The following is a 22,932-nucleotide window of genomic DNA, read 5'->3' as shown; positions in this document are numbered from 1 at the left end:
GGAGCGCACACCCCCCACGCAAACCCGTTCCCGTGGGGGAGAATGGACCGGGGTAGGGGCAGGGGTATTTCGGGCGCGGTACGGGAGAGCAACTGTGACGACGGCACCCCGGCGGTGGTTCGGCGGCGGGCGGGACGAGAGTCGGAGGGCGGACGCGCAGGCGGCGAAGGATGCTGCCGCGGCGGCGTTCTACGAGCTGGACACCGCTCAGCGGGATCTGCGGATCTCCATCGAGACGATCGCGGCCGCGGACGGATCGCCGGAGGCCCGACGGGTCGGCGAGGGGTTCGTCGCGCTCGGGCAGCGCATCGACCAGGTCAGCCGCGTGTACATCGACGCCGTCGACGCGCACGATCTCGATCGGGTGGAGCTGGAGGCGTCCGCCGCGACGCGGGCGCGCGAGGAGCTGACCCGGGCCAAGGACGAGCTGACCCGGGTCAGGGGCGAGCTCGACCGTTTCGCGCAGGGGCTGCAGCCGCTGCTGGACAAGGCCGAGACGCAGCTGGCCCGGGTGGCGCCCGCGCGGGAGCGGGCCAGGGCCGCGCTGCTCGCGGCGAGCACGGCCCTGGACGAGGTGCGCGCCAAGGGGATCCGGGCCGACGAGCTGGCCGCCCGGCTCGCCGCGCTGGGGCCGGAGCTGACCAAGCTGAACCAGGGCGCCGCGCAGCACGGCGTGCAGGAGACGGTGCAGCGGGCCGACCGGATCCTGCGCGATGCAGAGGCCATACGGGCCGAGGCGGCGCGGCTCCCGGAGCGGGCCGCCGAGATCGACCGGCGGCTGGTGAGTCTGCGGACCAGGGCGCAGGCCCTGCGCAACCGGGCGGACCGGGTGGACCCCGTCCTCAGCGAGCTGCGCCGGCGGTTCAGCGCGGCTTGCTGGCAGGACCTCCAGCAGGTGCCGGAGCAGGCGGTACGGGACGTCGCGCGGGCGGAGGAGCGGCTCGCGGAGGCCGGCCGGGCCCGGGACGGGCAGCGCTGGGCCGACGTGGCGGCGCTGGTGGAGGCGGTACGGGCGGCGCTGGACGCGACCGACGAGGCGGTGTCGGCCGCGCAGGACCGGCTGACCCGGCTGGAGGCGGTGGCCCGGGATCCGCAGGCCGAGGTGCAGCGGACGAGGTTCGCGATCCGGGACGCGCAGCGGCTGGCGATGGAGGGCCGTACGGTCCCCGAGGCGCGGCACGCGCGCCCGCTGGACGAGGCGGTGGCCCGGGTGGACCGGGCGCTGGCCGCGCTGGAGGGCCGCCACCCCGACTACTGGGCCTTTCTCCAGGAGATGGAGGCCGTACGGTCGGTCGCGCACCGGGTGGTGTCGGACATCCGGACCGAGCGCGGCCACGGATAGCGGCCGCGGAAGGCGGTCGCGGAAGGCGGTCGCGGAAGGCGGTCGCGGGCAGGAGTTGTCCGGGGGCGGGCATCGGGCGGATGCTTGAGGGGCCAGGAACGGAGCAGAGGAGGGCGCCATGGCCGCCCACACTTCCCAGACGCCGCACGAGCCCAACACACCGCACGATCCCCACACTCCACACGGGCCCCACACCCCGCATGATCCCTACGCGCCCCACGCGCTCTACGGGTGCCACGAGCAGCACGAGAACTACGCACCGTACGTGGCCCATGAGCCCTACCCCTCCGCGTCCCACGCGGCACAGGACTCCCCCGGCCTGCTGCACCGCCTGATGCGTCCCGTCAACGCCCGGCTCGACGATCACCTGCCCTCCGACCACAAGCTCGGCCAGGTCTACCGGGTCGGTGCCGGGCTGACCGGGCTGCTGCTGGTCGTCTTCGGGATCCTGGGGCTCGTCCACCAGATCGGGTTCTTCGACACGGGCGGCGACACGGTGCTCGCCCTGAACACGAACGGTGCGCTGAGCGTCCTGTCGATCTGCATCGGGGCGCTGCTGATCACCGGGATGGTGATCGGGGGCAGCTTCGCCTCGACGCTCAACATCGTGCTGGGTGTGCTGTTCATCGCGAGCGGCTTCGTGAACCTCGCGCTGCTCGACACGAAGGCGAACTTCCTCGCGTTCCACATCCCCAACGTGCTGTTCAGCTTCGTGGTGGGCGTGATGCTGATGTGGTTCGGGATGTACGGGCGGGTGGGCAGCGCCCTGCCGCACGACAACCCGTACTGGCGTGCCCGCCACCCCGAGCAGGCGGCCCGGGAGCAGCGGATGCGCGCGGCCGGTACCGGGAGGCCCGTCGGACGCCCCGCCTAGGCCGCCGATCAGCACCAGTGGGAGGGCGAAGGAGTGGTCTGAGCCGCCGATCATGTAGCCGATGGCGATCGGGACGATGATGCCGGCGAGGCCCAGGCCGGTCACGATCGGCGTCTTGCGCGCGAAGGACGCCGACATGCCGCGCCCGACGAGCCGGTCGGACCAACTGCCCCCGCACACCACGCCCACGAGGGCGGCGGCGAACGGCAGCGCACCGGTCGGGCCGCCCTTGTCGAGGCTCAGGCCGCGCTCTTCGGTGAGGTAGGTCGGGAACCGGGTCAGGAAGAAGTGCAGCGTCGAGGCGATGGCGAACTGGCCGAGGAAGACACCCCAGATGCGGCGCTGCCGGAGGAGGAAGCCCAGGTCCCGGCGGAAGGCCCCCTCCTCCCGGGCCCGCACGGAGCCCTCGGCGGGCTCGTCAGCGGGCTCGTCGGCAGGCCCGTCGGGGAGCCCGCCGGTGAGCCTCCCGTCCCCGGCGATGTGGACGAGCTCGTGTTCACCGACCCCGGGATGCTGCTCCGGGCGGTCGCGGATCACCTTCATCCACACCAGCGCCCACGCGATGCCCACGCCCCCGGCCCCCGGCCCCGCGGCCGCCGCCGCTGCGGTCGGGTCGCGGCTGGGGGACATCGATGCCTCCGGGGGACGTGATGTGGAGGCAGAGGGTGGAGACAGCATTCGGAGCCACTGGTTCCGGTACCGCTCGCAATAATTGCTAATTAACCATTACTTGTGCAAGTCTTTACCTCGCCATGGGGCAAGCTAGACGAATGGGAAACGAAATGGGTGGAGGCGAAGCCGCGTACGCCGGCCGCGGGATCCACAAGAACGCCGTGGAGGAGCTGGCCCGCAGGATCTTCGACGGCGTCTACGACGAAGGCTCCACGCTCGACCCGCCCCGCCTCTTGGAGGAGCTCGAGGTCAGCCAGACCGTGCTCCGCGAGGCCATCAAGGTGCTCATGGCCAAGGGGCTGCTCGACGCCCGCCAGAAGCGCGGCACCTTCGTACGGCCGCGCGCCGACTGGAACCTCTTCGACGCCGACGTCCTGCGCTGGAAGCTCGCCGCCGGCGCGCCCGACTGCTTCTTCTCGGACCTGCTGGACCTGCGCCGCTCGATCGAGCCGGCCGCGGCCGCGCTGGCCGCCGTACGGGCCACCGGGCAGGACCTGGCCGCGCTGGACGCGGCGCTGGACGCGATGGCGGCGGGCGGCACCGACCCGGTGCTGCACGTACGGGCGGACGCCTCGTTCCACCTGGCGCTGCTGACCGCCTCGCACAACCTGTTCTTCACCCAGATGTACCGGGTGATCATCCCCGCCCTCGTGGAGCGCGACCGCGCGGTGCACAAGGGGGACTTCGAGCAGCCGCTCGCGATCCACCGGGACGTGGTCGACCAGATCCGGGCCGGGGACCCGGACGGGGCGTACATGGCCGTGCTCGACCTGCTCGACGTGGCGGAGCGCGACCACCCGTAGGGGCTCGTGGAACCCGCACCGCCCGCAGACCGCGCACCCGCCCGCACCACCACCGTCCTGCCGCCCCCCACAAGGAGAGGACACCGTCCGCCGTGCAGATCGCCCGCATCGAAACGTTCATGGCCCCGCCGCGCTGGATGTTCGTCCGCGTCGAGACCGACGAGGGCGTCGTCGGCTGGGGCGAGCCCGTGGTCGAGGGGCGCGCCGAGCCGGTGCGCGCCACCGTGGAGGTGCTGTCCGAGTACCTGCTCGGCCGCGACCCGATGCGGATCGAAGACCACTGGCAGGTCATGACCAAGGGCGGCTTCTACCGCGGCGGCCCCGTCCTGTCCTCCGCCGTCGCCGGGCTCGACCAGGCGCTGTGGGACATCAAGGGCAAGGCGTACGGGAAGCCCGTGCACCAGCTCCTCGGCGGCCCGGTCCGCGACCGGATCCGCGCCTACGCCTGGGTCGGCGGCGACGAGCCGCACGAGATCGAGGACGCGCTGCGCCGGCAGACCGAGGCGGGCTTCACGGCCGTCAAGATGAACGGCTGCGGCCGCATGAGCCCCCTCGCGACCCGCTCCGAGGTGCGTGACTGCCTCCGGCGAGCCGAGACCGCCCGCGAAGTCCTCGGCGACGACCGCGACTTCGGCCTCGACTTCCACGGCCGGGTCTCCCCCGCCAACGCCCGCCGGATCCTCCCCCTCCTGGCCGCCTACGACCCGATGTTCGTCGAGGAGCCCGTCCTCTCCGACCACATGCAGGCCGTCCCCGATCTGGTGAACGCCTCCAACATCCCCCTCGCCCTCGGCGAACGCCTCTTCACCCGCCGGGAGTTCCTCGCTCCGCTGCAGGCCGGCGTGGCGGTCCTGCAGCCCGACATCTCGCACGCCGGGGGCATCTCGGAACTGCGCCGCATCGCCGCCCTCGCCGAGGTCTACGGGGCCCAGATCGCGCCGCACTGCCCGCTCGGGCCCGTCGCCCTGGCGGCCAGCCTCCAAGTCGCCTTCACCACCCCGAACTTCCTCATCCAGGAACAGTCCATCGGCATCCACTACAACCAGGGCGCCGAGCTCCTCGACTACGTCACCGACCCCGAGCCGTTCCGCTTCGACGCGGGCTCCCTGGTCCGCACGGAGCGGCCGGGCCTCGGCGTCGAGGTCGACGAGGCGGCCGTCCGGGCCGCCGACAAGCAGGGGCACGCCTGGCGCAACCCCGTGTGGCGGCACGCCGACGGCTCCTTCGCCGAGTGGTGAGCCCCCACCACCACCCGGCACCCCCTCCCCCCACCCCCTCCCCCCACCCCCTCCCCCCATCCCCACCCCCCTCATCCCCCCACATCAGAAGGCAGGCATTCCCATGGAGTTCGGCGCAGCGCTGCGACGGGAGCGGCTCGTCGCCATCGTCCGGGGCAGGGACGCCGAGGCGTCCTTCCGCACCGTCATGGCCCTCGTCGAAGAGGGCGTACCGCTCGTCGAGGTCTCCCTCAGCGGGGCCGGGGCGCTCGACGTCATCGGCCGGGCCCGCAAGGAGCTCGGTGACGGGGCCTGGCTCGGGGCCGGTACGGTCCTCACCGCCGAGGACGCCCAGCGGGCCGCCGGGGCCGGAGCCAACCTGATGGTCACCCCGGGGCTCGGCGCCGGCGTGGACGAATCCGTCCGGCAGGGGCTGCCGGTACTGGCCGGGGTCATCACCCCGACCGAGGTCATCGCGGCCGACGAGGCAGGAGCCTCCGCGCTCAAGCTGTTCCCCGGCTCGGTCGGCGGACCGGCGTACCTGCGGGCGCTGCGCGCCCCCTTCCCCGACCTGCCCTTCGTACCGGTCGGCGGCGTCGACTCGGCCGCCGCGGCCGAGTACCTGTCCTCCGGCGCGGTCGCGGTCGGCGTCGGCACCCCGCTGATCGGGGACGCTGCCGACGGCGGCGACCTGGACGCGCTGCGGCGCCGGGCGGCGGAGTTCAAGGCGGCCTGCGGGTGGGCGGCGTGAGCAGGCCCGACGTCCTCACCTTCGGGGAGACCACGATCGCGCTGCGGGGCGGCGGTCCGCTGCGCCCGGGCGGGACCCTGGGGGTTTCCGTGGCCGGTGCCGAGTCGAACGTGGCGATCGGCCTCGCCCGGCTCGGGCACACGGTCCGCTGGGCGGGTGCGGTCGGCGCGGACGAGGCGGGCGAGCTGGTGCTACGGACGCTGCGCGCCGAGGGCGTCGACGTCAGCGGGGCCTCGGCCGACGAGGGCGGGGCCCCGACCGGGCTGACGCTCACCGAGCCGGAGCTGCCGGAGCCGCCGGGGCTGCCGGGGCTGCCGGAGCCGACGCGGGTGCCGGGCCTGCCGGAGCCGACGCGGGTGCACCACCACCGCGCGGGGACGGCCGGTTCGCGGCTCAGGGCCTGCTCGGTGGAGCGGGCCTTCACGGCGGCCCCGCCGAGGGTCCTGCACCTGACCGGGATCACCCCGGCGCTGTCCCGCTCCGCGCGGTCGGCGGCAGCCCTCGCTCTGCGCCTGGCGGCCGAGCACTCGGCGCTGGTCTGCCTGGACGTCAGCTTCCGGTCCCGGCTGTGGAGCGCGCAGGAGGCGTCCGCGGTGCTGCGGGAGTGGGCGCCGTCCGTGGACGTCCTGATCGCCTCGGTGGACGAACTCCCCCTCTGCCTGCCGCCGGACGGCCCGGACGATCCCGGCGTCCGGGCCAAGGAGCTCCTGTCCCTCGGGATCGGCGAGGTGGTCGTCACGCTCGGCGCTGCCGGGGCGACGGCCTACGCCGAGGACGGCTCCTCGCTCCACGCCCCCGCGCGGGCGGTCCGGGCGGTGGACCCGGCCGGCGCGGGCGATGCCTTCGCGGCGGGCTACCTCTCCGCCCTCCTCGACGGCTGCGACACGGCCGGCCGTCTGGAGCGCGCGGTCACGACGGGCGCCTTCGCGGTGGCCGCACGGGGCGACTGGGAGGGCGCCCCCACCCGCGCGGAGCTCGGCCTGCTGTCCGCGGCGGCCGGGACCGTACTCCACTGAGCCGCCGGCGGGTCCGGACCGACACGGGGGTGCGGCCTGGGCCCGCCGGCTCCCTCCCGGGCCGGTACCGCACCCCACCGGCGCCCAGCCTGGCCCCAGCAGGGCCAGGCTCGGCACTCCCGCGGGCAGGCACGATCCTCCAGCGCAGCCGCCGCTCCCGTCTGCGACCCGAGGACGTCTCGCTCCCGGACTTCGACGGACGGCGCCGGGTGGCCGGACTGCGCCGCGCGGAGACCGCCCAGCTCGCCGGCCCGTCCAGGACAAGACCACCGGCACCAAGGGCTTCCACCATCCCGTCGTCGGCGACCTGGAACTGGCCTACGAGACCCTGCGCACCGCCGAGGACGACCAGGCGCTGGTCACCTGCGCCGCCGAACCCGGCAGCGCCTCCCACGACGCCCTGCGCATGCTGCTCGACTGGACCGCGTCCGCGCCCCTGCCGGCCGGCGCCCGACCCCGGTGCGGCAGCGCTTCCCGGGCGGGGGCGCTGCGCATAGCCTGTACCGCATGCCCCGTTACGAATACCGCTGCCGGACCTGCGAAGACACCTTCGAGGTCAGCCGCCCCATGGCCGAGTCCTCCGCGCCCGCCGACTGCCCCGCAGGGCACGCCGACACCGTCAAACTGCTCTCCGCCGTCGCCGTCGGCGGGACCAGCAGCGCCCCCGCTGCCCCGATGGGCGGGGGCGGCGGAGGCTGCTGCGGCGGGGGCGGCTGCGGCTAGGCCGTCCCTTTCGGATCTTGCCGGGCCCGCGACGCCCGGCCGGTCAGCGCTTGCGCGACAGGGTCAGGCCGTCGGAGATGGCCAGCATCACCGATTCCATGCGGGCGTCCGCCGCCACGTGGTCGTTGTAGGCCCGGACGCCGGCGGCCGCGCCCGTCGCCGACTCGTCCAGCACCGTGCCGTGGTAGAGGGTGTTGTCCGTGACGACCAGGCCGCCCGGGCGCAGCCGCGGCACGAGCTCCTCCCAGTAGGCGATCTGGCTCTGCTTGTCCGCGTCCACGTACGCCATGTCGATGTGCGGCTCGGCCGGCATCGCGCGGAGCGTGTCCAGCGCGGGCCCGATCCGCAGTTCGACGCGGTCCGCGACGCCCGCCTTCGCCCAGGCCTCGCGCGCGTACGCCGTCCACTCCTCCGAGACGTCGCACGCGATGAGCCGCCCGTCCGACGGCAGCGCCTGCGCCATCGACAGGGAGGAGAAGCCGGTGAAGGTGCCGATCTCCACGATGTGCCGGGCGCCCGTCAGGCGGACCAGGAAGGCCAGGATCGGGCCCTGTTCCTCCGCCGACTGCATCCCCGCCGAGTTCGGGAACACCTCGTACGTCGTCGCCACCAGCCCCCGCTGGACCTCGTCCAGCGGGGGGTTGTGCGCGAGCATGTACCGGTAGAGCTCGTCTGTGATCTTGGTGCTGTTGCCCTTGGTCATGCGCCCAGTGTGCCCGCGATCACGATCCGGGTGCACCGAGTCGCGCCACCTCGCGGGTGAAGGCGCGCACGATCTCCTCACCGGCCAGCACCCCCGCCTGGGCCAGCGCCGTGACGTGCGGCGCCGTCCAGCCGGCGTCGGCCAGTTCGCCGTGGCCCGGCCGCCAGCCCGCGTCCGCCGCGAGCAGCAGGTCCGCGTCCAGCAGCGAGTCCCCGGCCGCCAGCGTGCTCGTGGCCCCCGTGCGCCGGGCCACCTCGCGCATGGCCGCGCTCTTGGTCAGCGGGACCGGGACGGCGTAGATCTTCCGGCCCTGGAGCGAGACCGTCCAGCCGCGTGCCCCGGCCCATTCCGTCAGCGCCTTGATCCACTCCGGCGGGACCAGGGCCCGCTCCACGACCAGGTAGGCGAACAGGTCCTCCGCCACCCGCGCCTTGCGCAGCCACGCCGGGTCCGCCGTGGCCAGCAGGTGCCCGTGGACCTCCTCCAGCGGGGCGCACTCCGCGGCGAGCCGTGCCGTGACCTGCCGCCGCCAGTCCCGGTCCGGGACCCCGTCCACCAGCAGCTGACCGCCGTTGGCGCAGATCGCGTACTTCGCCGGCCGCCCGGGGAAGCGGATGCGCTGGTACTGCTTGCGCGTCCGGGTGGTGGTGGGCACGAACACCGCGCCGGGGTCCGCCGACAGCTCCGCCAGCAGGCCCGCCGCCGTCTCCGTCATGTACGACAGCGGCTTGCTCTCGTGGACCTCGACGCACAGCAGCCGCGGGGCCACCGGATCGGGCATGGTCAGGCCGAGCGCGGCCGTCGAGTAGATGAGCGTACGGTCGAGGTCACTGGCTACGAGGACGGTCACTTGGCGGCCACAGCCTTTCCGTCGGCGCCGGTGGCGCCGCGCGTGAAGCGGGGATGAATGAGTCCTACGCAGGTGTACGGGAGCCCGTCGACCTCCTCCACCGGCACCCCGCGCTGCTCCGCGAGGAGTCGTACGTGGTCCAGGTCGGCCCCGGCGCCGCGCTGCGCGAGGATCTTCCACGGCACCCGGCGCAGCAGCACCCGCGTCGTCTCGCCGACACCCGGCTTGACCAGGTTCACGTCGTGGATTCCGTACTCCTCGCTGATCCGCTCCACCGCCTCCCAGCCCACCCAGGTCGGCGTGCGGTCGGCGGCGAGGAGCTCCTTGACCTCGGCGTCCACGGCCTCGGCCACCTCCTCGAAGTGCGCGGAGACGGTGTCGACGAACGCGACGGAGACATCGGCCCCGGCCAGCTCGCGGTAGAACTTCGCGCCGTGGAAATCGTCGGGTCCGACCAGGTCGGACCTCAGAACCGTACGTGAGACGAGTCCGGAAACGGTGGAATTGAGGCAGGCGGAGGGGATCAGGAAGTCCTCGCGCGTGCCGTACGTCTCCACGCACGAGCCGGGGTCCGCGAGGACCACGATCTCCGGGTTGAAGCCCTCGAACCCGCTCAGGGCCTCGCGCAGCTCGCGGGTGATCGCGCCTTTGCCGGTCCAGCCGTCGACGAAGACGATGTCGGCGGGGTCGTGGTGGGCGGCCAGCCAGCGCAGCGCGTTGGCGTCGATGCCGCGGCCGCGCACGATGGAGACGGCGTAGTGCGGCAGGTCCAGGCCGTGCCGGGTCTGTGCCCAGCGGCGCATCAGCACGCCCACGGGGGTGCCGGCGCGGGCCAGGGAGACCAGCACGGGCGCCGGGGAGCGCTCCGCGAGGACCGTCTCGGTGACGGTGCCGACGGCGCGGGCCATGCGGGCCGCGGAGAGGGTCAGCGCGCTCTGGTAGAGCTGCTGGTACTCGGGGGACGGCTGGTACTCCACCGGCAGCGACTCCGCGTAGTGCGCGCCGCCGGCCTGGATGGCCTCCTCCCGCTCCTCGGTCGGGGCTTCCAGCTCGACCTCGGAGAAGTCCTGGAGCAGCCAGCCGACGTCTTCGGCCGCGTACGAGGAGAAGGCGGGCCCGCGCAGTGGTTCGCGCCGGGGCTCGGTCATGATCGGCTCCTGCCGGTCGGGTATCCGGTCGGGTGCGTGGCCGGCCGCGTGCCGGGCCGCGTGCCCTGGTGTGTACGACGGGACGACGGCCAGCAGGACCCGGCCGGTGTGCGGGGCGAGGGCCGCGAGGAGGCCGGTGCGGAGCACGGGGGTGTCCGCGGCCGAGTCCACGACGGCGATGACGGCGTCGAAGCCGGCTCCGGCCACGTTGTAGGCGTACCGGTCCCCCGGGCCGTCGGCGGGGTCGTCGTGGGCGGGGAAGACCAGGCGGGTGCGGATCGCGTATCCGGGGTCGTCCACGGCGAGCACCGGGGAGCGGGTGGTCGTGGAGAAGCGGACCTCGGGCACGGCGCCGGACGCCTCCAGGGCCTGGGCGAGGCGCAGCGGGGCGTACATCAGCTCCTCGTTGCCGAGTACGAGGACCCGTGCGGGGGCCGCGCCGAGCGCGGCCTTGAGCCGGTCCGCCATTGCGGGGAGCGCGGCGTCGAGCCGGGCCCGGTGGGCGGGGGTGAAGCCGTGGCGTCCGCCGTCGGGTATCCCGGCGGGCCAGTCCAGCGCCACCGTGGTGACCTGCGGGCCGTCTGCCGGGGCGCTGCCCCGGACCCCGCTGCTCGAACGCCGCGGGGGCTGGATCTGCCCGCCCGCGGAGGCGTCAGCGGCCTCGTGCTCCTCCACCAGGGCCCGGCCCTTCGCCAGGACCCCCTCCGGGAGGGAGACCGTGCCCGAGGCCAGGGCGATGAGGTCGACGCGGGCGCCCAGGCCCTCCGCGAAGGCCGTCAGGCGGTCGCGGTCGGCCGGGGAGCGCACGTCCACGAGGGCGACGACCACGTAGTGGCCGCGCGGGTGGCGGGCGTGCAGGTCGGCGATGGTGTTCAGGACGGTGTTGCCGGTCGAGAACTCGTCGTCGACGAGGACCAGCGGGCCGGAGCCCGCCAGCAGCTTCGGGTCCTCGGGCAGCAGCAGGTGCGAGGTGGCGTGCGAGTGGGCCTCCTCGAAGCCGCCCGCGGGCTCCACCCCGGGCACGGGGCGGCGGGTGGAGTGCAGGTACGGGGCGCTGCCCAGGCCGTCGGCCACGCAGTGGCCGAGCCCGGTCGCGGTCTCGGCGTACCCGAGGACCACGGCCGAGGCCGCCGCCTCCTCGCCCAGCAGCTCCCGGACCCGCTGGCCGAGCCCGTGCCCGGCGGCGTACACGACCTCCGGGGACTGGGGGACGTGCTTGCCCAGCACCCGCGAGACGAGCAGGTGCGCCCGCTTGGGGTTGCGCCGCAGCGCCAGCCCGAGCAGCTCTTCGAGCCCCGGCCCGCCGGTCCCGGTACCCGCTCCCTCTTCCAGGCTCACGCCCAGCCGGTCCGCGACCCACGTTCCCGACCACACCGCTTCGATCTTCTTGCCCTTCTTCGCAGTCAACGGCCCGCTCACACCTGGAGCCCGGCCGTGAGGAGATCGACGAAGCCGACCTCCTCCTTCGCCACACCGAAGACCTCGGCGCGCAGCATGGTGCGCTCGGCCCAGGCCCGGTGGGGCTTCACCTCGTTCATCTTGTTCGTGTAGGCGGAACGCATTACTCCGCCACCTCCCCGCTCGGGACGCAGGATGTCCTGAGCATCGCTGAACTCTTCGTGGGAGACCACCGAGAGCGCGTGGACCGGGGTGACGTGGGCGGGGTGGATGCAGGTCTTGCCCAGCAGCCCGTTGGCCCGGTCGAGCTCGATCTCGCGCAGCAGTCCGTCCAGGTCGTGCTCGATCAGCGCGGTGCGCAGCTCCTCGACGCCCTCCTCCAGGAAGGGGCTGCGGCGCAGCTGGGGCTTGAAGAGGCGCTGCTGGCTGCGGAAGTACTCCCAGACCGGGCCGGTGACCGTGAAGCCGGTGCCGTCGGCGCGGCTGAGCACGTTGACCACGTCGGCGATCACGCCGGCGACGATCTGGACGTCGTAGGCGGTCATGTCGGGGGTGCGACGCAGCCCGTAGGCGGAGCAGAAGTCGGTCACGCCGAGCCGCAGGGCCAGGACCCGCTCGCGGTACTTGTTGACCGTGCGCGAGATCCCGGCGAGGGCCTCGACGCGGGTCTCCAGGTGGAGCAGCTCGGGGGTCTCCAGGACGGGCATGGCGTACAGCCGGGGCCGGCCGCTCGCGGCTTCCGCCTGGGCCACGGCGTCCAGGAAGGCGATGCCGCGGCTCTCGCTGAACTTGGGGAGTACGAATCCGGCCAGCCGGGCCGCCGAGCCGCCGAGCCGGTGCACGAGATCGGGTATCTGCTCCGGGGTGCGGACGCGGATGAAGAGCAGCGGGAGCTCCGCGGGGTCCTCGTGCAGGGCGGCGAACTGCCGCACGAGGTTCTCCTCACCGCCCACGACATCGGCGTCGCTGATGGAATCCTCCAGGCAGAGGACCATGGAGACGACTCCGAGGTCGGCCTGCTTGCGGATGTCGCGGGCGAGCTGGGGCCGGGTTGCCGGGCTGTAGAGCGTGGCCCCCAGCGCTGCGGCGAGCGTGGCGGCGGGAGAGGCGGCGGTGAACTCTGCAGGCTCCTGGTGGAAGAGATCCTTTCGGACGGTGGGCGATATGTGCCCGAAGTGACGCATGTGCTTCCCCCGTACTGCCTCGGCGGCCCATCTGGCGTGGCCGGTAATAGTACGTACGAATGAGATTCAAGAGTTCCCCAAGCACATGAAATCCAGGTAACCCTCTTGCACCATGCCCAGCTCTCGCGATCGGGACAAGGTCTACGGGGGGCCGCATTGTCCCGGTCGTGCCCGGGAGGGCAGGATGACCGGCATGACGCACGCGATGCAGAAGGGCTCGAACATCCCGGTGGCCGCCTCGGCGGTCCGGGCGGTGCTCCGGTGGACCGGTGGGCCCGACGTCCCGGACGTGGACGCCTCCGCGCTGCTCGTGGGCTCGGACGGGCGGGTCCGCTCGGACGAGGACTTCGTCTTCTACAACCAGCCCAGGCACCCCTCCGGGGCCGTCTGGCGGCTCGGCAAGAAGCAGCTCGGCGACGGGATCACCGACGCCGTGCAGGCGGACCTGCGGGCCGTCACCCCGGTCGTGGACCGGATCCTGGTCGTCGCCTCCGCCGAGGACGTCCCCTTCGAGCGGGTCCACGACCTGCGCATCCTGCTCTACGACGCCACCGCGACCGGCGGCTCCGAACCGCTGGCCTTCTTCGACGTGCGGCCCGAGACCGGCGCCGAGACGGCGCTGATCTGCGGCGAGCTGTACCGGCGGGGCGACGGGTGGAAGTTCCGCGCGCTCGGCGAGGGCTACTCCAACGGCCTCGTCGGGCTGGCCACCGACCACGGGATCTCCGTGGACGAGAACGCCCCCGAGGCCACCACCCCGGCTCCGGTGGCCGCTCCGGTGCCCGTCGGGCCGCCGCTCACCCAGGCTCCGCCGGTCGCGCAGCCCGCGTACGGGTACCCGCAGCCGGTATCACCGGCTCCGGTGCCCGCTCCGGGCGGGGACCCGTCCTTCCGGCTCCCGGCACAGGGGCCGCAGTTCATCCGCCGCTGAGCGGCCGGGCCGGCGCGGCTCAGGTCTTCGTCTTGTAGCCCCGGCCCCACTGGAGGCCCCACCCGTACAGGCGGTCCAGCTCGGCCTGGAACCCGTAGACGAAGGTGACCTCGCGCCGCACGATCAGCTCGCCCTTGACGTTCTCCAGGGAGACGACCGCGCAGGAGCGGGCCTGCGGGTGGCGCTCCTCCAGGGGGATCTCGATGCGCGGCCCGGTGATCGGGTAGAGGGTCACCAGGGCGTGCGTCCGGTCGAAGGCCGGGGTCTGGTCGTAGATGTAGACGAAGACCAGCAGCCGCTTGATCTCCTCGGCGTGGTCGAGATTGACGAAGATGGTCTCGCCGGAGGGCGCCCCGAAGCGGTCGTCGCCGCTGAGTTTGACGTAGGGCGGATTGTTGATGTCCCCGTGGAGGTTGCCCAGCGGCTGGACGACGCCCCGGGTGCCGTCGGTCAGCTCGTAGAGGCAGCCGATGTCGAGGTCGACGTTGACCATGCCCTGGGTGTGCGCCTGCACCATGTCGGGCTTGAACAGCTTGAACGGATGCCGGAACAGCTGCCCGCTCTGGCCGGCGGTGCGGCCGCCTATGTCCGAGGTGCGCATCCGCCAGGAGAGGTTGACGCGCAGATTGCCGTGCACCGCCCCCTGTTTGGTGAGCGAGACCGTCGGATGGCGTTTCGTCAGCTCGATGGCGTTCGACGAGGCGCTGCCCGACTGGAAGTGCACGCTGCGGCTGCCCCTGATGCCGTCGAAGAATCCCATCCCCCAACCCCCCTGTTCCCCTGTGCCCCTGGACCCCTTGGCTCCCGCCGCATGCGGGAGCGGGGCGGCCCGGTAGGTCCGTGGACCCCCGGACCGCCCCGCAATTGAGCGTTCCGCATTAACGCCGCGATCATGCCTCGGCGGTGGAACCCTCCAGTTCCAGGCGCTTGTTGCGGCGCACCGAGGACCAGAAGGACCAGGCGATCAGCACGACGCCGACGAGGCCGGTGATGACCTCGTTGATCTCGTGCTGGATGGTGACGAGCAGGATGACGGCGAGCGCGCCGATGGCGTAGTGCGCGCCGTGCTCCAGGTAGACGTAGTCGTCCAGGGTGCCCTGGCGGACCAGGTAGACCGTGAGCGAGCGGACGTACATGGCACCGATGCCGAGGCCGAGGGCCATGAGCACGATGTCGTTGGTGATGGCGAAGGCGCCGATGACCCCGTCGAAGGAGAAGGAGGCGTCGAGGACTTCGAGGTAGAGGAACATGAAGAACGCGGCCTTGCCGGCCATGGCGATGGCCGCCACGGGCTTGCCGGACTTCTTGGCCGCTTCCTCCGCCTCGTGCTCGGCCTCTTCCTCTTCCTCGAGCCTGTTCTCGAAGTAGCCGGAGAGACCGCCGACGATCATGTAGGTGATCAGGCCGAGGACGCCCGAGATCAGGACGGTCTGGGCCTTGTCCACGTGGGCGCCGCCGTGCTGGTGGGCCTGGGTGGCGAAGGTCATCGCGGTGATGACGAGGACGATGAGCGCGATGCACGCCGACAGCATGTCGATCTTGCCGAGCTTCGCGAGCGGACGCTCCAGCCAGGCGAGCCACTTGATGTCACGGTCCTCGAAGATGAAGTCGAGGAAGATCATCAGCAGGAACATGCCGCCGAAGGCGGCGATGGACGGGTGGGCGTCCGTGACCAGTTGCTTGTACTGGTCCTTGTCGGTGAGGGCAAGGTTGACGGCGTCGATGGGCCCGATCTTGGCGCTGATCGCGACGATGACGACGGGGAAGACCAGTCGCATGCCGAAGACCGCGATCAGAACGCCGACCGTCAGGAAGATCTTCTGCCAGAAGGCATTCATCTTCTTCAGGATTCCGGCGTTGACCACCGCATTGTCGAAGGACAGCGAGATCTCGAGGATGGTCAGGATCGCGACGATCCCGAGTGCCTCCCAGCTCCCGTAGAGCAGCGCCGCGACCAGTCCGAGCGCAGTGATTGCGAACGACCAGCCGAAGGTTTTCAGAACCACTGGCATCCCATCGTCTTGTACGGCTTTACGAAACGTTGACCCCGAAGTCTAGAGCGATGCCGCGGAGCCCCGACGCGTACCCCTGCCCCACCGCACGGAACTTCCATTCGCCGCCGTACCGGTAAACCTCGCCGAAGATCATCGCGGTCTCGCTGGAGGCGTCCTCGGTGAGGTCGTAGCGGGCCAGTTCCTGGCCGTCCGCCTCGTTCACCACGCGAATGAAGGCATTGCTGACCTGGCCGAAGCTCTGCCGGCGGGCCTCCGCCTCGTGGATCGAGACGGGGAAGACGATCTTGTCCACACCGGCCGGGACCTTGGTGAGATCGATGATGATCGACTCGTCGTCACCTTCACCCTCGCCGGTGAGGTTGTCCCCCGTGTGTTCGACGGAGCCCTCGGGGCTCTTCAGGTTGTTGTAGAAGACGAAGTACTCGTCCCCGAGCACGCGGCCGTTGCTGCACAGCAGCGCGCTGGCGTCGAGGTCGAAGTCGGCCCCCGTGGTCGAGCGCGCGTCCCATCCGAGGCCTACCAGGACCCGGGTGAGGTTCGGTGCGGCTTTGGAGAGGGAGACATTGCCCCCCTTGGCGAGTGTGACGCCCATGTTGTGGTCCTCCCCGGACAACGGTGTGACGGTCTGGCGGTGTGGCGGTGCGGCGGCCTGGCGGTGTGGCCGTAAAGCCGGTCCGGCGCCGTACACACAGTGCACGGCGCCGGACAGGTGAGGGTGCTGCTCTGGCGGACCAGGCAGGCTCAGACGTTGACGCCGAAGTCCTGCGCGATGCCGCGCAGGCCCGAGGCGTAGCCCTGGCCGATGGCACGGAACTTCCACTCCGCGCCGTTGCGGTAGAGCTCGCCGAAGACCATGGCGGTCTCCGTCGAGGCGTCCTCCGACAGGTCGTAGCGGGCGAGCTCGGTGTTGTCGGCCTGGTTCACCACGCGGATGTAGGCGTTGCGGACCTGGCCGAAGCTCTGCTGGCGGCTCTCGGCCTCGTAGATCGAGACCGGGAAGACGATCTTCTGGACGTCGCTGGGGACGCCGCTGAGGTTGACCTTGATGGCCTCGTCGTCGCCTTCGCCCTCACCGGTGGTGTTGTCACCGGTGTGCTCCACCGAGCCGTCGGGGCTCTTCAGGTTGTTGAAGAACACGAAGTTGGCGTCGCTGGCGACCTTGCCCTGGTCGTTGGTCAGGATCGCGCTGGCGTCGAGGTCGAAGTCGACACCGGTGGTGGTGCGAGCGTCCCAGCCCAGACCGACGATGACCGCCGTCAGGTTCGGCGCGGCCTTGGTCAGCGAGACGTTGCCGCCCTTGCTGAGGCTGACTCCCACGGGTCCTCCATAAGGTTTTTGTGTGGGGCGGTGCCCCGTCGTGCGGATTCTGACCGGATCAACGTTTCGATCCTAGTGACGGGTTCCCGTCCGTACGCGCTTATTCGAGGCGAACGTGCCCAGGAGCCTGCGACACGGACTCAGAGGCTGTCGAGGGCCTTGATGTACTCGTTCAGGTCACGCGCGTCGGGCAGCCCGTTGACGACGCTCCAGCGCACGATGCCGTCCTTGTCGATGACGAAGGTGCCGCGGACCGCGCAGCCCTTGTCCTCGTCGAAGACCCCGTAGGCGCGGGAGGTCTCCCCGTGCGGCCAGAAGTCCGAGAGCAGCGGGTACTCCAGCCCCTCCTGCTCGCCGAAGACGCGCAGGGTCGGCACGGAGTCGTTGGAGACCGCGAGGAGCTGCACGGCGTCGTTCTGGAAGCGCGGCAGCTGGTCGCGCAGCTCGCACAGCTCACCGGTGCACACGCCGGTGAAGGCGAACGGGTAGAAGAGCAGCACGACGGCCTTCTCCCCCCGGAAGTCGGAGAGCCGCACGGTCGCGCCGTGGTTGTCCTTGAGCTCGAAGTCCGGGGCCTTGCTGCCGACCTCGATCGCCATCTGTCGCATCCCTTCGGTCCCGCATCCCTGCGTTGGGCTGTTCGGGTGGTCACACCCTATGGGTCCACCGCGCGTCCCGCCCCTGTCCGCCGCCGAACGCACACACCCCGCCGACCGGGATGATTCCGGCGGGCGGGGTGCGTGTGTCCGCTTGGCTGCGGGGCGCGGCTCAGCGCTTGGACTTGGCCGTCTTCGGAGTCACCAGCTTGGTGGCGGTCCACTCCTTGCCGACGGGGGCCCCCTTGGCCAGCGAGAGGCCTGCCGTCTCGGCGGCCTCGCTGATGTCGCTGGCCTCGACAAAACCGTCCTTGCCGGTCTTGGGGGTCACCAGCAGGATCAGTGCGCCGTCCTCGACCAGTTCGGTCGCGTCGACCAGGGCGTCCGTCAGGTCGCCGTCGTCCTCCCGGAACCACAGCAGAACCGCGTCTGCGACATCGTCGTAGTCCTCATCGACGAGTTCGGTGACGTGATCCTCTACGGCATCACGGAATTCCTGATCGACGTCGTCGTCGTAGCCGATCTCCTGGACCACCTGTTCGGACTGGAAACCCAGCCTGGCGGCCAGGTTCTCCGCGTGGTCCGCGGTCGCGCTCACGGGGTGCCTCCTGCTCATGTTCGGTGAATGTTCTTCGGCGGCGCGCGTACGCGCAGCATTGGGCGTAGTCCACACGGGCGCGGCGGATCGCGCAAGTACCCGGCCGCCGAGACCGTCGAAACGGTGACGATTGCGGCCGTCTCGCCGCAACTTTCAGCCCCTCCGCATGTACCCCTGGTGATTCATCCCACACCATTCCACCTCATTCGGCACGGCCTCGGGACTTTCCTACCTGTTTGAGGGGCGAACGGCCTTGCGAAGGGGTTGATCGACATGGGCGTAACATTGCGGTTTGGCCGGTGTCGTCGCCACAGCCGGCACAATCCCGCCACCTCCAGGGATTACCCAACGGTAAAGATGACGATTTCTGCCGAGCGTAAGACCATGGGAGGCGGCGAGACTCAAGGCTCACGGCACGACTCCCCCGACAGTGAAGGAACAGCGTGGCTTCCGCATCCGATCGCAATCCGATCATCATTGGTGGCCTGCCGAGTCAGGTACCGGACTTCGATCCGGAAGAGACGCAGGAGTGGCTCGACTCCCTCGACGCCGCCGTCGACGAGCGGGGCCGCGAGCGCGCCCGCTACCTGATGCTGAGGCTGATCGAGCGAGCCCGCGAGAAGCGCGTGGCCGTGCCCGAGATGCGCTCCACGGACTACGTCAACACGATCGCCACCAAGGACGAGCCCTTCTTCCCCGGCAACGAGGAGATCGAGCGCAAGGTCCTCAACGCCACCCGGTGGAACGCGGCCGTCATGGTCTCGCGCGCCCAGCGCCCCGGCATCGGCGTCGGCGGTCACATCGCCACCTTCGCCTCCTCCGCTTCCCTCTACGACGTGGGCTTCAACCACTTCTTCCGGGGCAAGGACGAAGGCGACGGCGGCGACCAGATCTTCTTCCAGGGCCACGCCTCCCCCGGCATCTACGCCCGCGCCTACCTCCTGGACCGGCTCTCCGAGCAGCAGCTCGACGCGTTCCGCCAGGAGAAGTCGAAGGCCCCGTACGGCCTTTCCAGCTATCCGCACCCGCGGCTCATGCCGGGCTTCTGGGAGTTCCCGACCGTCTCGATGGGCCTCGGCCCGCTCGGGGCGATCTACCAGGCCCGGATGAACCGGTACATGCAGGCCCGCGGTATCGCGGACACTTCCAAGTCACACGTTTGGGCGTACCTCGGCGACGGCGAGATGGACGAGCCGGAGTCGCTCGGCCAGCTGTCCATCGCCGCCCGCGAGCACCTGGACAACCTGACCTTCGTCGTCAACTGCAACCTGCAGCGCCTCGACGGCCCGGTCCGCGGCAACGGCAAGATCATGCAGGAGCTGGAGTCGCAGTTCCGCGGCGCCGGCTGGAACGTCATCAAGCTGATCTGGGACCGCTCCTGGGACCCGCTGCTGGCCCAGGACCGCGACGGCATCCTGGTCAACAAGCTGAACACCACCCCGGACGGGCAGTTCCAGACGTACGCCACCGAGACGGGCGCGTACATCCGCGACCACTTCTTCGGCGGCGACCACCGGCTGCGCGCGATGGTCGAGAACATGACCGACCAGCAGATCCAGCACCTGGGCCGCGGCGGGCACGACCACAAGAAGGTCTACGCGGCGTACGCGGCGGCCAAGGCCCACAAGGGCCAGCCGACGGTGATCCTGGCGCAGACGGTCAAGGGCTGGACCCTCGGCCCGAACTTCGAGGGCCGCAACGCGACCCACCAGATGAAGAAGCTGACGGCCGACGACCTCAAGCGCTTCCGCGACCGGCTGCACATCCCGATCACGGACGCCCAGCTGGAGGACGGCGCCCCGCCGTACTACCACCCGGGCCGCAACTCCCCCGAGATCCAGTACATGCACGACCGCCGCAGCGCGCTCGGCGGCTACGTGCCGACCCGCGTGGTGCGCGCCAAGCCGCTGCAGCTGCCGGACGACAAGACGTACGCGGCCGCCAAGAAGGGCTCGGGCCAGCAGTCGATCGCCACCACCATGGCCTTCGTCCGCATCCTGAAGGACCTGATGCGGGACAAGGAGATCGGCCGGCGCTTCGTGCTGATCGCGCCCGACGAGTACCGCACCTTCGGCATGGACGCGTTCTTCCCGAGCGCCAAGATCTACAACCCGATGGGCCAGCAGTACGAGGCGGTCGACCGCGACCTGCTGCTCGCGTACAAGGAGTCCCCGACCGGCCAGATGCTGCACGACGGCATCTCGGAGGCGGGCTGCACGGCCTCGCTGATCGCCGCCGGTTCGGCGTACGCGACGCACGGCGAGCCGCTGATCCCGGTCTACGTCTTCTACTCGATGTTCGGTTTCCAGCGCACGGGTGACCAGTTCTGGCAGATGGCCGACCAGCTGGCCCGCGGTTTCGTCCTCGGCGCGACCGCCGGCCGGACCACCCTGACGGGTGAGGGCCTGCAGCACGCCGACGGTCACTCCCAGCTGCTGGCCTCGACCAACCCGGGCTGCGTGGCGTACGACCCGGCCTACGGCTACGAGATCGCGCACATCGTCAAGGACGGTCTGCGGCGGATGTACGGGCCCGACGCCGAGGACGTCTTCTACTACCTGACCGTCTACAACGAGCCGATCCAGCACCCGGCCGAGCCGGCGGACGTCGACGTGGACGGCATCCTGAACGGCATCCACCGGATCTCGGCCGGTACGGCCGGAGCCGTCGGGGCGCAGATCATGGCCTCGGGCGTGGCGGTGCCGTGGGCGCTGGAGGCGCAGCGGATCCTGGCGGCCGACTGGGACGTCAGGGCGGACGTCTGGTCGGCGACCTCCTGGAACGAGCTGCGCCGCGAGGCCGTCGCCGTGGAGGAGCACAACCTGCTCCACCCGGAGGAGGAGCAGCGCGTCCCGTACGTGACGCGCAAGCTGTCCGGTGCGGAGGGTCCGTTCGTGGCGGTCTCCGACTGGATGCGGGCGGTCCCGGACCAGATCTCGCGCTGGGTGCCCGGCACGTACACCTCGCTGGGAGCGGACGGCTTCGGCTTCGCCGACACGCGCGGTGCGGCCAGGCGCTTCTTCCACATCGACGCGCAGTCGGTGGTCCTGTCCGTGCTGACCGAGCTGGCCCGTGAGGGCAAGATCGACCGCTCGGCGCTGAAGCAGGCGATCGACCGGTACCAGCTGCTGGACGTCGCGGCGGCCCACCCCGGAGCCGCGGGCGGCGACGCGTAACGGTCACCCGTACGTGGGGGCGTTGGGACATGTGTCCCAACGCCCCTTACGCATTCTTTACGATGCCCTCATGAAACAACCCTCCCGCCAGTCGCGGTGGGAGCGCCGGACGCAGACGCCGCTGCTGGTGCTCGCCCTGGGATTCGCCGTCGCCTACGCCGTGCCCATCGTCGCGCCCGACGCGAGTCCGTGGGTGCACCACGCCTGCACGCACGCCGAGTGGGTGGTGTGGGCCGCCTTCGCCGCCGACTACCTGATGCGGCTGGGCCTGTCGGGGGCGAAGAAGGCCTTCGTGCGGACCCACTGGATGGACCTGGCGGCGGTGCTGCTGCCGATGATCCAGCCGCTGCGGCTGCTGCGCGTGGTCTCCACCCTGATGCTGGTGGGCCGGCGGGCCCGGATGGCGCCGCAGATCCGGCTGACCACGTACGTGGCGGGCGCGGTGGTCGGGCTGCTGATGTTCGGCTCGCTGGCCGTGCTGAGCGTGGAGCGGGACGCGCCCGGCGGGAACATCAAGAACCTCGGGGACGCCCTGTGGTGGTCGGTGACGACGATGACGACGGTCGGGTACGGGGACCACTCCCCCACCACCGGGCTCGGCCGGCTGCTGGCGGTGGGGCTGATGCTGTCCGGGATCGCGCTGCTGGGTGTGGTGACCGCCAACATCGCGGCCTGGTTCATCTCCCGCTTCGAACGCGACGACCTGGTGGAACGGGCCCAGACGGCGGCGATCTCCGAACTGGCTGCGGAGGTACGGGCGCTGCGCGGCGAGGTCGCCCGCCTCGGCGGGGCGGCGTCCGCCGGAGCCACCGGGACCGCCGGGGCCGCTGGAGCCGGCGCAGCCGCCGGGGCCGCCGCAGCCACTGGAGCCGCCGGGGAGAGCGGCCCGGCCGGGCCCGCCGAGGGCGCGGAGCTCCGCGTCCGGGGCGGACCGGACCGGGGGCAGGAGGCGGCCGCGGCGGCCAGCGCCGTCAGCGCTCCCACACCTTGAACGCCCTGACCTGGTAGGGCGACTGGGGCAGCCACACCCCGTCGCCCGGGTAGGTCTGGAACTCACCGGTCTCGGCGCACTCGGCCGACTGGTAGGTGGTGACCGGGCGCCCGGTCCGGTTGGTGAGGGACTGGGCGGTGGTCCCGGCGGGCAGCGCGGTGCAGCTGTTGATGTCGAGGGTGCTCAGCTCGTGGGTCCGGCGGGCCCCCTTGAACTCCGGCTTCGCCCACAGGCACAGCTGCCCGGTGGCGCAGGCCCCGAGCGTCGGCGGCCCCGCGGCACGGCCGCCGCCCTTCGCACCCCCCGTCCCGGCCACATGAGCGGTTCCGGCCGGCTGGCCCGCCGCATGGGCGGAGCCCGCGGTGCCCGGGATCAGCAGGGTGGCGGCGAGGACGGTGGCCGCGGTGAAAGTGGTGTTCCACGTACGCATGACGGGTCAACTCCTGGTGGACGTACGGGCCCCGGACCGATTCCGGAGCTCCGTCGACACCACGCTGACCTGCGCGGACGGCCGGGCAGAAGGGGCCGCGGGCGGGTCCACCCTGATAGGCGACAGCCCCGCCGAAGCCGCCCGGCGGGGCTGTCGTACGTACGGAGTTGACGCCTCCGCGACCCTGCCCGATCGGC

General features: G+C 71.6%; 21 protein-coding genes and 2 pseudogenes. 11 read left to right on the top strand and 12 right to left on the bottom strand.

Annotation, left to right across the window (positions count from 1 at the left end):
* Positions 1 to 94 precede the first annotated feature (94 nt).
* Positions 95 to 1,342, top strand: coding sequence for a hypothetical protein (locus OG904_RS21325; protein WP_405493287.1), 1,248 nt, complete (start codon positions 95 to 97; stop codon positions 1,340 to 1,342).
* 334 nt (positions 1,343 to 1,676) lie between these two features.
* Positions 1,677 to 2,216, top strand: coding sequence for a DUF4383 domain-containing protein (locus OG904_RS21320; RefSeq protein WP_405498161.1), 540 nt, complete (start codon positions 1,677 to 1,679; stop codon positions 2,214 to 2,216).
* 48 nt (positions 2,217 to 2,264) lie between these two features.
* On the opposite strand, the pseudogene OG904_RS21315 reads toward OG904_RS21320, so the two are convergent.
* A pseudogene (locus OG904_RS21315) lies at positions 2,265 to 2,759 on the bottom strand (MFS transporter); the annotation flags it as partial.
* Between the two features lie 227 nt (positions 2,760 to 2,986).
* Here OG904_RS21315 and OG904_RS21310 point away from each other — a divergent pair.
* The 6 genes and pseudogenes from OG904_RS21310 to OG904_RS21285 all read left to right on the top strand — a co-directional run bounded on the left by OG904_RS21310 (position 2,987) and on the right by OG904_RS21285 (position 7,398).
* Positions 2,987 to 3,691, top strand: coding sequence for a FadR/GntR family transcriptional regulator (locus OG904_RS21310; protein WP_405493285.1), 705 nt, complete (start codon positions 2,987 to 2,989; stop codon positions 3,689 to 3,691).
* Between the two features lie 92 nt (positions 3,692 to 3,783).
* Entirely contained in the window at positions 3,784 to 4,929 is a 1,146-nt protein-coding gene (dgoD, locus tag OG904_RS21305; protein ID WP_405493283.1) for a galactonate dehydratase, read from the top strand.
* Between the two features lie 103 nt (positions 4,930 to 5,032).
* Entirely contained in the window at positions 5,033 to 5,659 is a 627-nt protein-coding gene (locus tag OG904_RS21300; RefSeq protein ID WP_405493281.1) for a bifunctional 4-hydroxy-2-oxoglutarate aldolase/2-dehydro-3-deoxy-phosphogluconate aldolase, read from the top strand.
* Positions 5,656 to 6,675 carry a sugar kinase gene (locus OG904_RS21295; protein WP_405493279.1) on the top strand — a complete coding sequence of 340 codons (1,020 nt, stop codon included), beginning with the start codon at positions 5,656 to 5,658 and terminating at the stop codon, positions 6,673 to 6,675. Before OG904_RS21300 ends, OG904_RS21295 begins: the two co-directional genes overlap by 4 nt.
* A gap of 295 nt (positions 6,676 to 6,970) precedes the next feature.
* Positions 6,971 to 7,027: pseudogene (locus tag OG904_RS21290) on the top strand (hypothetical protein); the annotation flags it as partial.
* Between the two features lie 155 nt (positions 7,028 to 7,182).
* Complete coding sequence (locus tag OG904_RS21285; protein ID WP_365927131.1) at positions 7,183 to 7,398, top strand: zinc ribbon domain-containing protein; 216 nt, start codon at positions 7,183 to 7,185, stop codon at positions 7,396 to 7,398.
* Positions 7,399 to 7,441: 43 nt separating this feature from the next.
* On the opposite strand, the gene OG904_RS21280 is transcribed toward OG904_RS21285, so the two are convergent.
* Genes OG904_RS21280 through OG904_RS21265 form a run of 4 tightly spaced genes read right to left on the bottom strand, consistent with a single transcriptional unit; the run spans position 7,442 to position 12,681 of the window.
* The gene (locus OG904_RS21280) at positions 7,442 to 8,101 is read right to left on the bottom strand and encodes an O-methyltransferase (protein ID WP_405493277.1); all 660 of its coding nucleotides are present in this window, start codon (positions 8,099 to 8,101) and stop codon (positions 7,442 to 7,444) included.
* A gap of 19 nt (positions 8,102 to 8,120) precedes the next feature.
* Complete coding sequence (locus OG904_RS21275; protein ID WP_405493275.1) at positions 8,121 to 8,951, bottom strand: HAD family hydrolase; 831 nt, start codon at positions 8,949 to 8,951, stop codon at positions 8,121 to 8,123.
* Entirely contained in the window at positions 8,948 to 11,506 is a 2,559-nt protein-coding gene (locus OG904_RS21270) for a phosphoribosyltransferase (protein WP_405493273.1), read from the bottom strand. Before OG904_RS21270 ends, OG904_RS21275 begins: the two co-directional genes overlap by 4 nt.
* A gap of 8 nt (positions 11,507 to 11,514) precedes the next feature.
* Entirely contained in the window at positions 11,515 to 12,681 is a 1,167-nt protein-coding gene (locus OG904_RS21265) for an HpcH/HpaI aldolase/citrate lyase family protein (protein WP_405493271.1), read from the bottom strand.
* Positions 12,682 to 12,874: 193 nt separating this feature from the next.
* Between OG904_RS21265 and OG904_RS21260 the strand changes: the two genes are divergently transcribed.
* The gene (locus tag OG904_RS21260; protein WP_405498159.1) at positions 12,875 to 13,612 is read left to right on the top strand and encodes a TerD family protein; all 738 of its coding nucleotides are present in this window, start codon (positions 12,875 to 12,877) and stop codon (positions 13,610 to 13,612) included.
* Between the two features lie 19 nt (positions 13,613 to 13,631).
* On the opposite strand, the gene OG904_RS21255 is transcribed toward OG904_RS21260, so the two are convergent.
* From OG904_RS21255 to OG904_RS21230, 6 genes are all read right to left on the bottom strand, one after another.
* Positions 13,632 to 14,372 (bottom strand): Tellurium resistance, encoded by a 741-nt coding sequence (locus OG904_RS21255; protein ID WP_405493269.1) that lies wholly within the window; start codon positions 14,370 to 14,372, stop codon positions 13,632 to 13,634.
* Between the two features lie 130 nt (positions 14,373 to 14,502).
* Complete coding sequence (locus OG904_RS21250; protein ID WP_405498157.1) at positions 14,503 to 15,618, bottom strand: DUF475 domain-containing protein; 1,116 nt, start codon at positions 15,616 to 15,618, stop codon at positions 14,503 to 14,505.
* Positions 15,619 to 15,643: 25 nt separating this feature from the next.
* Positions 15,644 to 16,219, bottom strand: a complete 576-nt coding sequence (locus OG904_RS21245; RefSeq protein WP_328298461.1) for a TerD family protein — start codon at positions 16,217 to 16,219, stop codon at positions 15,644 to 15,646.
* A gap of 149 nt (positions 16,220 to 16,368) precedes the next feature.
* Positions 16,369 to 16,944 carry a TerD family protein gene (locus OG904_RS21240; RefSeq protein ID WP_405493266.1) on the bottom strand — a complete coding sequence of 192 codons (576 nt, stop codon included), beginning with the start codon at positions 16,942 to 16,944 and terminating at the stop codon, positions 16,369 to 16,371.
* Positions 16,945 to 17,084: 140 nt separating this feature from the next.
* Positions 17,085 to 17,543 carry a peroxiredoxin gene (locus OG904_RS21235; protein ID WP_405493264.1) on the bottom strand — a complete coding sequence of 153 codons (459 nt, stop codon included), beginning with the start codon at positions 17,541 to 17,543 and terminating at the stop codon, positions 17,085 to 17,087.
* A gap of 169 nt (positions 17,544 to 17,712) precedes the next feature.
* Positions 17,713 to 18,138: a DUF3052 domain-containing protein gene (locus tag OG904_RS21230; protein WP_405493262.1), complete on the bottom strand. Its 426-nt coding sequence runs from the start codon at positions 18,136 to 18,138 to the stop codon at positions 17,713 to 17,715.
* Positions 18,139 to 18,581: 443 nt separating this feature from the next.
* Here OG904_RS21230 and aceE point away from each other — a divergent pair, with 443 nt between their 5' ends.
* Entirely contained in the window at positions 18,582 to 21,314 is a 2,733-nt protein-coding gene (gene aceE / locus OG904_RS21225) for a pyruvate dehydrogenase (acetyl-transferring), homodimeric type (protein WP_405493260.1), read from the top strand.
* A 70-nt stretch (positions 21,315 to 21,384) separates the two neighbouring features.
* Complete coding sequence (locus OG904_RS21220) at positions 21,385 to 22,305, top strand: potassium channel family protein (RefSeq protein ID WP_405493258.1); 921 nt, start codon at positions 21,385 to 21,387, stop codon at positions 22,303 to 22,305.
* Here OG904_RS21220 and OG904_RS21215 read toward each other — a convergent pair.
* A complete protein-coding gene (locus OG904_RS21215) occupies positions 22,286 to 22,735 on the bottom strand; it encodes a peptidase inhibitor family I36 protein (RefSeq protein ID WP_405493256.1) in 450 nt (149 codons plus the stop codon). The genes OG904_RS21220 and OG904_RS21215 overlap by 20 nt on opposite strands.
* Positions 22,736 to 22,932: the final 197 nt, after the last annotated feature.

This window comes from Streptomyces sp. NBC_00096 (assembly GCF_045041305.1).
GTDB lineage: Bacteria > Actinomycetota > Actinomycetes > Streptomycetales > Streptomycetaceae > Streptomyces.
Note: the sequence above shows the minus strand (reverse complement) of the source record. Positions and strands in the feature narration are given on the sequence as shown.

Excerpts from the sequence above, each read along its gene's own strand:
- OG904_RS21260 (WP_405498159.1), top strand. The coding sequence starts at position 12,875 with ATGACGCACGCGATGCAGAAGGGCTCGAACATCCCGGTGGCCGCCTCG.
- OG904_RS21285 (WP_365927131.1), top strand. The coding sequence starts at position 7,183 with ATGCCCCGTTACGAATACCGCTGCCGGACCTGCGAAGACACCTTCGAG.
- OG904_RS21235 (WP_405493264.1), bottom strand. The coding sequence starts at position 17,543 with ATGGCGATCGAGGTCGGCAGCAAGGCCCCGGACTTCGAGCTCAAGGAC.
- OG904_RS21215 (WP_405493256.1), bottom strand. The coding sequence starts at position 22,735 with ATGCGTACGTGGAACACCACTTTCACCGCGGCCACCGTCCTCGCCGCC.
- OG904_RS21310 (WP_405493285.1), top strand. The coding sequence starts at position 2,987 with ATGGGAAACGAAATGGGTGGAGGCGAAGCCGCGTACGCCGGCCGCGGG.
- OG904_RS21300 (WP_405493281.1), top strand. The coding sequence starts at position 5,033 with ATGGAGTTCGGCGCAGCGCTGCGACGGGAGCGGCTCGTCGCCATCGTC.
- OG904_RS21220 (WP_405493258.1), top strand. The coding sequence starts at position 21,385 with ATGAAACAACCCTCCCGCCAGTCGCGGTGGGAGCGCCGGACGCAGACG.
- OG904_RS21265 (WP_405493271.1), bottom strand. The coding sequence starts at position 12,681 with ATGCGTCACTTCGGGCACATATCGCCCACCGTCCGAAAGGATCTCTTC.
- OG904_RS21320 (WP_405498161.1), top strand. The coding sequence starts at position 1,677 with ATGCGTCCCGTCAACGCCCGGCTCGACGATCACCTGCCCTCCGACCAC.
- OG904_RS21255 (WP_405493269.1), bottom strand. The coding sequence starts at position 14,372 with ATGGGATTCTTCGACGGCATCAGGGGCAGCCGCAGCGTGCACTTCCAG.
- OG904_RS21245 (WP_328298461.1), bottom strand. The coding sequence starts at position 16,219 with ATGGGCGTCACACTCGCCAAGGGGGGCAATGTCTCCCTCTCCAAAGCC.
- OG904_RS21280 (WP_405493277.1), bottom strand. The coding sequence starts at position 8,101 with ATGACCAAGGGCAACAGCACCAAGATCACAGACGAGCTCTACCGGTAC.